The following is an 8,718-nucleotide window of genomic DNA, read 5'->3' as shown; positions in this document are numbered from 1 at the left end:
GGTCGGCGTTGCTCGGCCGGGAGGTAGCCCAGCCGGTAGACCGCCATCAGTTCCAGCTCGTCCGGCACCTCGAGCAGTTCGACAATCTTCGCCCAGTTTTCCGGCACTTCCATCGGGAAGGATACGAACTGGATGCCCATCTTCAGCTCCACCGTGGTCAGCCACAGATTCTCCATTGCCGCACCCATGCTGAACACTGAGTAAAACCCGGAGAGCTGGTTCGGCCTGTACTCCGCCCGGTCCAGCAGCACGCCCAGGAGCAACGGCGAGCCTTCAACGAGCTTCCGGTTATCTGCCCCCAGCTTCTGCGGAACGCGAAGCTTGTTCATCAGAGTCTGACCAGACGGCGTGAAGACCCGCTTGGTAAAGGGCCGCAGCAGCGAGGGCAGCTGGTCGAAAAGCATGCCGTCACGACGCTCGTCCATCTCCTCCTCGCTGAAGCGGAAGTAGCGCTTGTACCGCTCGAAAAACGTTCCCTCCGCCATCACCTGGGTCATGCTCTCGCCGCTGATTCCAGCGATGCTGTCAATGGTGTCGCGGTCCTCGATCACCACGAACCGCCATGGCTGGCTGTTCAACTGCGACGGCGCCATCCCGGCGGCAGTCAGGAGCAGCCGCTGATGCTCTTCGGAAACCGGATCCGGCAGGAACGGCCCGTTGGTTGTCTTGCGGCCACGGATGACGTCGAGGAACTCCATTTATTTACCTCCAGGAGACGATGAGACTGACAATATAGAACGGCGCCGCACTGAGGGCGAGATAGACGTGGTTGTTCGAGTGCGAACTGACATAGGGAATGGCGGCTAGCGGAAGCAGCGACGGCAGCAGGTACCAGCCGGCAGCGCCCGGAATCCAGAAAACGGTGGAAACAGCCAGCGCGGTGAGAATGAACGTACAGATATAGAACGCATGATGGAGCCAATGGACGCCGCTGGAATCAAACAACCGGAACTTGACGACGGCGCCCAGGCCGCAGCTCGCGGCATAACTCGCCGTGGCCACCGCCACCCAGAAAAACGACGTCATCACGAGCCTGCCCCCGGTAGATACTGGCTGTAGTCTTTCACAGGCAGGAATGGGCGAGCGGGAAGGGGGCGGATAGATGGAACAGTTTTCCTTCGAGGAACTCAGCCGGTATCCCGATGTCCAGGCGGACAACCTCTTCGCTTCCGACGCCGCCGACCGGCTTCTCCTCGAGGAAGCCGCCGGTGACCTGACAGTGGCAGGCGATAACGACGTCGTCATCATCGGTGACCGCTACGGCGCACTGACGCTGGGGGCCGCCGCGATGTTCAATCCGGGGAGAATCCGCGTCCATCAGGACAGCATCACAGGTGAAATGGCGCTGGACAGCAACGCCCAACGGCTGGCTCCCGATGCCGGTTACATGCATTACGGGTTGGGGGAGGAGCTGCTGGCCGGCGCGCGGGTTGTGCTGATGCAGCTGCCCCGCAGTCTTGAAGCGCTCGCCGAAATTGCCGACGCGGTGGCACGCTACGGTGCGGACGACGTCGTTCTGTACGCCGGCGGGCAGGTCAAGCACATGAGCTTGGCGATGAACGAGGTGCTCGGGCGGTATTTCGGATCGGTCCAGGCCGGATTGGGCAAGCGGAAGGCGCGGGTGCTGACGTCCAGAGAGGTCCTGCGGCCGCAGAGTCCGTCTGAATATCCGGCACGGCAGTTCCATCCAGGTCTCGGGCTCTGGATCTGCGCCCATGGTGCGGCGTTCGCGGGTACCAAGGTCGACTTAGGAACCCGGTTTTTGCTTAAATTCCTGCCGAAGACCGGTATCGAATCAGGAACCGCCGTCGATTTAGGCTGCGGCACAGGCCTGATAGCGGCGGAACTGGCCAGGCTCAAGCCCGGCCTGGAGGTCATTGCGACGGATCAATCTGCCGCGGCTGTGGATTCGGCGGCGGCAACGGCCGAGGCCAACGGGCTGTCCGCGCGGGTCAGCGCCGTCCGGGATGATGCGATGGCCACCTTCGAGGACGCGTCGGCCGGTCTGATTGTCTGCAACCCGCCGTTTCACATCGGGGCGTCGGTCCATGCCGGTGCAGCATTGAAACTGTTCGACGCCGCAGCCAGGGTCTTGCGGCCCGGCGGCGAGTTGTGGACGGTGTACAACTCGCACCTGCGCTACCGGCCGCAGCTCGAGAAGACAGTCGGGCCTACGGAACAACTGGGGCGCAATCCCAAATTCACCGTCACCCGCAGCATCCGCCGATGAGTTTCGTGCGGCGTCTCCGTCTCTACAGTATGGGCGCGGCGTTTGCGCCTCTCAACTCGATAGCTACAGGAGAACCGACATGACTGAATTCGCAATCACTGCCCGCGGCGACCGGGTGGCATACGACCTTTATGGTTCCGGACCGGCGATTATCTTCGTCGCCGGCGCCGGGCCGTTCCGCGCCACCGACCCGTGGACCACAGAAACCGCCGAACGTGCGGCTGAGCAAGGCGTAACGACGCTGGTCTTTGACCGGCTGGGACGGGGTGAAAGTGCCGCTGAAGGGCCGTTGACCCTTGAACGCGAACTCGACGCCATCGCCGCGCTGCTCGACGTCGTCGGCGGTCCGGCCGTGCTGTGCGGGCACTCGTCCGGCTGTTCCATCTCACTCAAGGGGGCCGCTGCTGGCTTGCCCGTCGAGGGTCTCGCGCTGTGGGAGGCGCCGTTGGCCGGCGATGCTGCCGATACTTAAGCATGGTCGGATGAAATAGAGCGGCTCATCGACGCCGGCGACTTTGAAGGCGCTAAGGAGCACTACATGAAGGACATGCCACCGAAATGGCTGGCCGGGGCAAAGGCGTCGCCGGAATGGCCGGAAATCGCCGCAGGAGTTGTCAGCACGCGCGCCGACGCACAATCCATGGCATGGTCGGTCGGCGGACTTGAGCAGGGGAGCCTCGGCGGTATCCGCGTGCCGGTGCTGGCCATGTATGGAACCGAAACGTTCCCGGAAATGCCGGCGGCCGCTGAACGCATTGTCCAGGTCCTGCCCAACGCTGCCCAGAAGGAAATGCCGGGAGCACAGCACACTTGGGAGCCGGCGCCCATGGCGGCCGAACTCGCCACGTTCGCAAAGGTCTCCGTAGGGACCCGATGAGGCAGTCATCGTCGGTCTCTGGCCATAGGCACAGTTATCGACGAATATGAGACCACAACCATCGCAAGTAGAAGTTCGAAACTTTTTCATGGAGATGTCGATCCGGGACTGTTTCATTCGACGCATTAGTAGAGGGACGCATCCGGCGTCCTCCTGAACAAGGAGAACATCATGAAATACATGCTGATTATGCGGGCGACAGCAGCGGCAGTGGAGGCCTACAAAGACGTGGACTTCGAACAGATCATCAACGCGATGGGCCAGTACAACGAGTCGATGATCAAGGCCGGCGTGCTGCTGGCAGGCGAAGGCTTGTCCGACGCCGACGAGGGATTTGTCGTCGACTTTGACGCCGAGCAGCCGATCGTCACCGACGGTCCCTATGGGGAGACCCACGAACTGTTCAATGGCTTCTGGATCATTCAGGTCTCGAGCAAGGAGGAGGCCGCCGAATGGGCAAGCCGCGCGCCCCTCGGTCCAGGCAGCAAGCTGGAGGTCCGCCGCGTGACGGACGAGAGCGACTTCGAAGATTTCGCGGACAACGAGTACGTCAAGAAGGAGAGCGAGTGGCGGGAAGAGCTCGGCACCAAGTGACCGGCTGACCGTGAGGAATCGCTGATGGCCAACATCCAAGGCACGCTGGACGCTATCTGGCGGATTGAAGGCGCACGCATCGTCGCTACGCTTGCCAAGATGACCGGCGACGTCGGCCTCGCTGAAGATCTGGCTCAAGAAGCAATCGTCGATGCCCTTAGCCAATGGCCGGAGTCAGGCGTTCCGCGTAATGCGGGGGCCTGGCTTACGGCTGTGGCCAAGCGCAAGGCCATTGATGGTTGGCGGCGGCGTGAACGCCTGGATGAGCGGTATCGCGCCATCGCCCATGATCTCTCGGAAGCAACCGAGGATGAATGGCAGCCGATTCCCGACGACGTCCTGCGGTTGATCTTTACGGCCTGCCACCCGGTGCTCTCACGGGAGGCACAGGTTTCGTTGACGCTGCGCGTCGTCGGCGGACTCACCACTGAGGAGATCGCCCGCATGCTGCTCGTGCCTGTCGCGACAGTACAGCAACGCATTGTCCGGGCGAAGAAGACCCTATCGGCTGCTCGGGTTCCGTTCGAGGTGCCTGATCCCAGTGAGTGGAGCGCCCGGCTGGGAGCAGTCCTCGGCGTCGTCTATTTAATATTCACCGAGGGGTATGTGGCGACGTCAGGGGAGCGGTGGATTCGCATTGAGCTCGCCAATGAGGCGCTGCGGCTGGGCCGGGTGGTTGCAGGAATGCTGCCGCGCGAACCCGAAGCGCATGGACTCGTGGCGCTGATGGAGTTCCAGGCTTCACGGTTCACGGCCCGCGTTGCAGGTGACGGCAGTCCGGTCCTGCTTGCCGATCAGGACCGCTCACGCTGGGACCGCAGCCAGATTGGCCGCGGCCGGGCAGCGCTCAACCGTGCCGACGCGTTGGGACGGGGCCGCGGCAGCTACTCGCTTCAGGCGGCCATTGCCGAATGCCACACCATCGCTCCAACCTTCGACGAGACCGACTGGGACCGCATCGTACTGCTCTACGAGGCGCTCGGCCGTATCGCTCCCAGCGCCGTCGTCGAGCTCAACCGGGCTGTGGCGGTGTCGATGGCGAATGGTCCGGAAAGTGCACTGCGGATCGTTGACCGGATCGATGCCCGGGGCGCCTTGCGGGGTTCACACCTGCTGCCGAGTGTTCGCGGCGAACTGCTCGCCCGGCTCGGACGGACGGACGAAGCCCGTCCCGAGTTGCTCACGGCGGCCGGTCTCACGGCGAATGAACGCGAGAAAGCTGTCCTGCAGGCCAAGGCGGATTCGATGAGGGGCAAGTAGCTCCGGCTCCGGGTCGTTCTACCGCCCCTGAACCGGGGTCGCCGTCGTCTCCATCCGCAGCACAGTGGTGCCGTCAACATCCTCGGTGGACAACGAGACGTGCAGCGATGAGACCTCGGCCAGGGACTTCAGATGGGTACCGCCACATGGAATGCTTACCGTCTGTTCCGGCAGTTCGCAGACCCAGAAGCGCCGGTCGGTGAGAGTCTCGCCGTCGCGGTCGATCCGGACGGCGGCGCGGGTCCCGACCCACTCGGTGAGGGCCGCATTGACGGCGTCCTCGATGAGGGGCAGGTCCTCCTGAAACCCGTCGACGATGAAGCCCTTGCGCCGAAGTGATTTGCCGAGCCGGTAGGTGTCCACGGAACCGTTTTCGACGATCATAGACGCGTCAATGGCGAGCCCGTCGAAGTCCGGAGCGCCCAGCCCGTCTTCGCGGACTTCCTTCTTCCAGCGCCCGGCCATCGCCTTGTTCAGGGCCAGCGAAGCCACGTGGCAGGCGGTGTGTCCGGTCGAGAGGGCCGTCCGGTAGTCGTCGTCGACCACAACGTCCACCTTGTCGCCCTCAGCCAGCGCCGCGCCGTCGTCGACAATATGGGCGACGGCGAAGGTCCACCCCTCGGTGCCCTTCTTGACCGGGATGTCGGAACCGGTAAGCAGTTCGGTTCCGTCGGTCGCTGCTACCACGCAGTCGATAACAACCAGTTCCGCATCGTTGTGGCGGATGGTGGCCCGGTCCGGTCCCTGGTCCGGCCAACCGGCGTCGACCGGGTGACACGGTGTGGCATCGATCAGGACGGCGGTTGTGCCGTCATCCCGGCCGGCAAGATGACGCACGACGGCGGTTCCCCGGGTTTCGCCGTCGGGGTAGGTGACGATGGTCGGTTCAGAGGGAAGTGTCACGAAAGTCCTTCAGATTGGGGTAGGGCGGCCAACGCGGAGCCGGAGCGGTCTCCAGATTATCGCCTGCGCCGATGCCCGCGATGTCCCTGCTTACCCTGTCCAGCAGAACCAGTAAGGTTGGATCCATCAAAAACCGCGCCGGCATCCGGACAGGGGAACCAGCGGGCCGGCAGACATCGGGGAGAAACAGTGCACATCGAAGCAGATTCCGTCGAGGACTATGTCGCCAAACTGCCGGAGGACCGGCGGCCGGCCTTCCAGCAGCTGCTCGCAACGATCCGGCAGAACATCGATCCGGAGTTCGAAGAGGTGATTGAAAGCGCGATGCCCAACTGGGTCATCCCGCATTCGATCCATCCTGAGGGGTACCACTGCGACCCGAAAAAACCGGTGCCATTCCTCGCTTTGGGGAACCAGAAGAACTTCATCGCGCTCTACCACATGGGTCTCTATGCCGATCCGGCCGTTCTGGAGTGGTTCCAGAACGCGTACAAGCAGACCGGTTGCAAACTGGACATGGGTAAGAGCTGCATCCGGTTCAAGAAGATGGATCAGATTCCCTATGAACTGATTGCCGAGCTGATGCGGCGGATCTCCGTACGCGACTTCCTGGACGTTTACGCTTCCGCCCGGCAACGCTAGCGCCGGGTAACGCCAGGCGCCTGAGAACGGCGGGTAGCGGACGAACCGGCCGCGTGAGCGGAACTTAGCCCGTAGTCTCCGCCATCCCGGTGAGCAATGGCTGCGCGCGGTACGGGATGTGCTCGTGCAGCACGAGTTCGGTCTCCGTCCGCAGCACTCCCTTGATCCGGAGGATAAAGCGTAACGCGCTCTGCAGATGATGCGTATCCGTGGCGGCAACCCGGCACCAGATATCGCCGCGGCCTGCGATTTCGTACACCTCCAGCACCTGTGCCTGGGTCCGCAAGGCTGCAATAACACCATCAAGCTCGCGGTGGTTGACCTCGATCGTCACGAAAGCAACGACGTCGTACTCGAGCGATTCCAGGTCGATCTCCCGGCCGCCATTCCGCAGGATGCCCGAGCGGAGCAGGCGCTTGATCCTGGTTTGGGCGGTATTACGGGCAATGCCCAGTGTTTCGCTGAGTTCGCCGATCTGCGCCCTTGGATCCTTGATCAGTTCCAGCAGCAATCTGCGGTCCATCGTGTCGAGTTTGCTCATCGCGATCACTCCATTGCAGTCGGCAAATCGTGTTTTGCGTGATTTGATCAATTCTGAGCCAACTCTACGTCCAATCGACCATAAATGTCTCACTATAGAGAGGATATTGAGACACGAATGGGGCGTAAGTGACGGTACTGAGCGAGCTGCGGATGCGGCCGGCTATGACACAGCAATGGGGCTGGGACGCCTCGGTCCGGATGCGCCTGGTGCTCTCCGGCGTCGTTCTGTCAATGCTGTTGATCGGGGCGAACCTTGCCACGCCGCTCTATCCGCTGCTGCAGGCACAGATGGGCCTCAGCTCCCTGGACGTCACGATCGCTTTCTCCAGCTATGTGCTGAGCCTGGTTACCGGGCTGATGCTTGTTGGCCACTGGTCGGACCATATCGGCCGGCGCGCCGCCCTCGCCGTCTCGATCGTCGTCGCACTGGCCGGCGGCATGGTATTCGCCAACGCCACCGACCTCATACAACTGGCGGCCGGCCGGGCGCTACAGGGTGCCGCCGTCGCACTGGCCACCGGTGCCAGTGCCGCGTCCCTGCGCGAACTGTTGCCGCGGCACCCCGAGTGGTCTTCCCGGTTTACCCTGCTGGTGTCGGCCGGAGGTGTCGCCGCCGGACCGGCGATCGGCGGAGTCCTCTCGACCCTGCCGGATCCCGTGCAAACGCCGTTCGTCATTCATTCCCTCGCCATGCTTGTGCTGCTGGTTCCACTGTTGGTCCTGAAGGCCCGTCCGGCGATCAACCCGGCAGAAGCCGGGCGTGCGATGGCGACCCTGAAGCCCCGCAAGCCGTCCATTTCCCGTGAAGCGCGCAGCCAGTTCTGGATGGCGTCGCTCGTCGGGTTCACCAGTTTCGCCGTTTTCGGGTTCTTCCTGTCGCTGGCCCCAACCTATTTCGCTCAGATTGCCGGCACGTCCTCTCGTCCGGTGATCGGTCTGCTGGCCGCGCTGGTGCTGGGCAGTTCCGCCATCAGCCAGCTGTTTGCCCTGCGCGGACGCTTCCTCGTCCCCGTCGGACTGGCCGGGATGGGTGTTGCCGTTCTCCTGGTTGCCGCCGCCGGTGTGCTGGACAGTGTCCCGCTGCTGATCGGTGCCAGCCTTGCCGCCGGAGTGTGCCAGGGCGCGGCGTTCCGGGTCGTCTTCAACGAGGTGGCGAACAGCATCGAGTCCGGGCGGCACGCTCAGATCATCAGCACGGTTTATGTCATTACTTATCTGGGCAGTGCGGTGCCGGTCATCGGGCTCGGCGCGGCCGCCGGAGTGTGGGGGCTGCCGACGGCGGTGAACTGGTTCGCAGGCATGATCGCCCTGATGTGCCTGGTACTCGCGGGCGCAGCGGCGCGGAAGGCCCTCCGGCCCACCGTGCGCGTCTAGGATCTGCGCACGCTCCGAGACCGAGGCGGTGTCGGTAGGCTGGTTCCATGGTTGCCGACGGAAACGACAGGACAGAACGCGACGTCATCGGTCTCGACATCGGCGGCTCCAAAACCCACGGCATCCGGATCAGCGCTGGAAAGGTCATCGCCGAGGCCACTGCTCCCAGCGCCAACGTCCAGAACGTCAGTGCCGGGCAGGCGGGCGAAGCCCTGGAGCGGATCTTTGCCGAACTCGGCGGCGATGGCGTCGCGCGCGTCATTGCCGGCGCCGGCGGGGTGGATACGGACGACGA

General features: G+C 63.4%; 11 protein-coding genes and 1 pseudogene. 8 read left to right on the top strand and 4 right to left on the bottom strand.

Features of this window, described 5'->3' with window-relative positions; all coding sequences use genetic code 11:
* Window positions 1–698, bottom strand: a 698-nt coding sequence (locus Y707_RS28210) for a nitroreductase family protein (RefSeq protein WP_035783077.1), incomplete at its 3' end; no start/stop codon positions are given.
* A 4-nt stretch (window positions 699–702) separates the two neighbouring features.
* A complete protein-coding gene (locus tag Y707_RS0121105; RefSeq protein ID WP_035783074.1) occupies window positions 703–1,026 on the bottom strand; it encodes a hypothetical protein in 324 nt (107 codons plus the stop codon).
* A gap of 76 nt (window positions 1,027–1,102) precedes the next feature.
* Here Y707_RS0121105 and Y707_RS0121100 point away from each other — a divergent pair, with 76 nt between their 5' ends.
* From Y707_RS0121100 to Y707_RS0121080, 5 genes are all read left to right on the top strand, one after another.
* On the top strand, window positions 1,103–2,230 hold the full coding sequence (locus tag Y707_RS0121100; RefSeq protein WP_026536517.1) for a class I SAM-dependent methyltransferase: 1,128 nt from the start codon (window positions 1,103–1,105) through the stop codon (window positions 2,228–2,230).
* 79 nt (window positions 2,231–2,309) lie between these two features.
* The gene (locus Y707_RS32355) at window positions 2,310–2,702 is read left to right on the top strand and encodes an alpha/beta fold hydrolase (protein ID WP_216699321.1); all 393 of its coding nucleotides are present in this window, start codon (window positions 2,310–2,312) and stop codon (window positions 2,700–2,702) included.
* A gap of 66 nt (window positions 2,703–2,768) precedes the next feature.
* The gene (locus Y707_RS32350; RefSeq protein WP_026536516.1) at window positions 2,769–3,107 is read left to right on the top strand and encodes an alpha/beta fold hydrolase; all 339 of its coding nucleotides are present in this window, start codon (window positions 2,769–2,771) and stop codon (window positions 3,105–3,107) included.
* A 171-nt stretch (window positions 3,108–3,278) separates the two neighbouring features.
* A complete protein-coding gene (locus tag Y707_RS0121085; RefSeq protein ID WP_026536515.1) occupies window positions 3,279–3,701 on the top strand; it encodes a YciI family protein in 423 nt (140 codons plus the stop codon).
* Between the two features lie 24 nt (window positions 3,702–3,725).
* The gene (locus tag Y707_RS0121080) at window positions 3,726–4,961 is read left to right on the top strand and encodes an RNA polymerase sigma factor (protein WP_026536514.1); all 1,236 of its coding nucleotides are present in this window, start codon (window positions 3,726–3,728) and stop codon (window positions 4,959–4,961) included.
* Window positions 4,962–4,979: 18 nt separating this feature from the next.
* On the opposite strand, the gene Y707_RS0121075 is transcribed toward Y707_RS0121080, so the two are convergent.
* Window positions 4,980–5,864, bottom strand: coding sequence for an alanyl-tRNA editing protein (locus Y707_RS0121075; RefSeq protein WP_026536513.1), 885 nt, complete (start codon window positions 5,862–5,864; stop codon window positions 4,980–4,982).
* Between the two features lie 189 nt (window positions 5,865–6,053).
* Here Y707_RS0121075 and Y707_RS0121070 point away from each other — a divergent pair, with 189 nt between their 5' ends.
* Entirely contained in the window at window positions 6,054–6,506 is a 453-nt protein-coding gene (locus Y707_RS0121070; RefSeq protein WP_026536512.1) for a DUF1801 domain-containing protein, read from the top strand.
* A gap of 64 nt (window positions 6,507–6,570) precedes the next feature.
* Here the strand turns inward: Y707_RS0121070 and Y707_RS0121065 are convergent, their stop codons facing one another.
* The gene (locus Y707_RS0121065) at window positions 6,571–7,047 is read right to left on the bottom strand and encodes an Lrp/AsnC family transcriptional regulator (RefSeq protein ID WP_026536511.1); all 477 of its coding nucleotides are present in this window, start codon (window positions 7,045–7,047) and stop codon (window positions 6,571–6,573) included.
* A gap of 128 nt (window positions 7,048–7,175) precedes the next feature.
* Between Y707_RS0121065 and Y707_RS0121060 the strand changes: the two genes are divergently transcribed.
* Window positions 7,176–8,423 carry an MFS transporter gene (locus tag Y707_RS0121060; RefSeq protein WP_026536510.1) on the top strand — a complete coding sequence of 416 codons (1,248 nt, stop codon included), beginning with the start codon at window positions 7,176–7,178 and terminating at the stop codon, window positions 8,421–8,423.
* A gap of 47 nt (window positions 8,424–8,470) precedes the next feature.
* Window positions 8,471–8,718, top strand: a pseudogene (locus Y707_RS31825) (hypothetical protein); the annotation flags it as partial.

Origin of the sequence: Arthrobacter sp. H14 (genome assembly GCF_000520495.1) — a bacterium.
GTDB lineage: Bacteria > Actinomycetota > Actinomycetes > Actinomycetales > Micrococcaceae > Arthrobacter_C.
Note: the sequence above shows the minus strand (reverse complement) of the source record. Positions and strands in the feature narration are given on the sequence as shown.

Coding starts and splice junctions, on each gene's coding strand:
- Y707_RS0121105 (WP_035783074.1), bottom strand. CDS start 1,026: ATGACGTCGTTTTTCTGGGTGGCGGTGGCCACGGCGAGTTATGCCGCG.
- Y707_RS0121100 (WP_026536517.1), top strand. CDS start 1,103: ATGGAACAGTTTTCCTTCGAGGAACTCAGCCGGTATCCCGATGTCCAG.
- Y707_RS32355 (WP_216699321.1), top strand. CDS start 2,310: ATGACTGAATTCGCAATCACTGCCCGCGGCGACCGGGTGGCATACGAC.
- Y707_RS32350 (WP_026536516.1), top strand. CDS start 2,769: ATGAAGGACATGCCACCGAAATGGCTGGCCGGGGCAAAGGCGTCGCCG.
- Y707_RS0121085 (WP_026536515.1), top strand. CDS start 3,279: ATGAAATACATGCTGATTATGCGGGCGACAGCAGCGGCAGTGGAGGCC.
- Y707_RS0121080 (WP_026536514.1), top strand. CDS start 3,726: ATGGCCAACATCCAAGGCACGCTGGACGCTATCTGGCGGATTGAAGGC.
- Y707_RS0121065 (WP_026536511.1), bottom strand. CDS start 7,047: ATGAGCAAACTCGACACGATGGACCGCAGATTGCTGCTGGAACTGATC.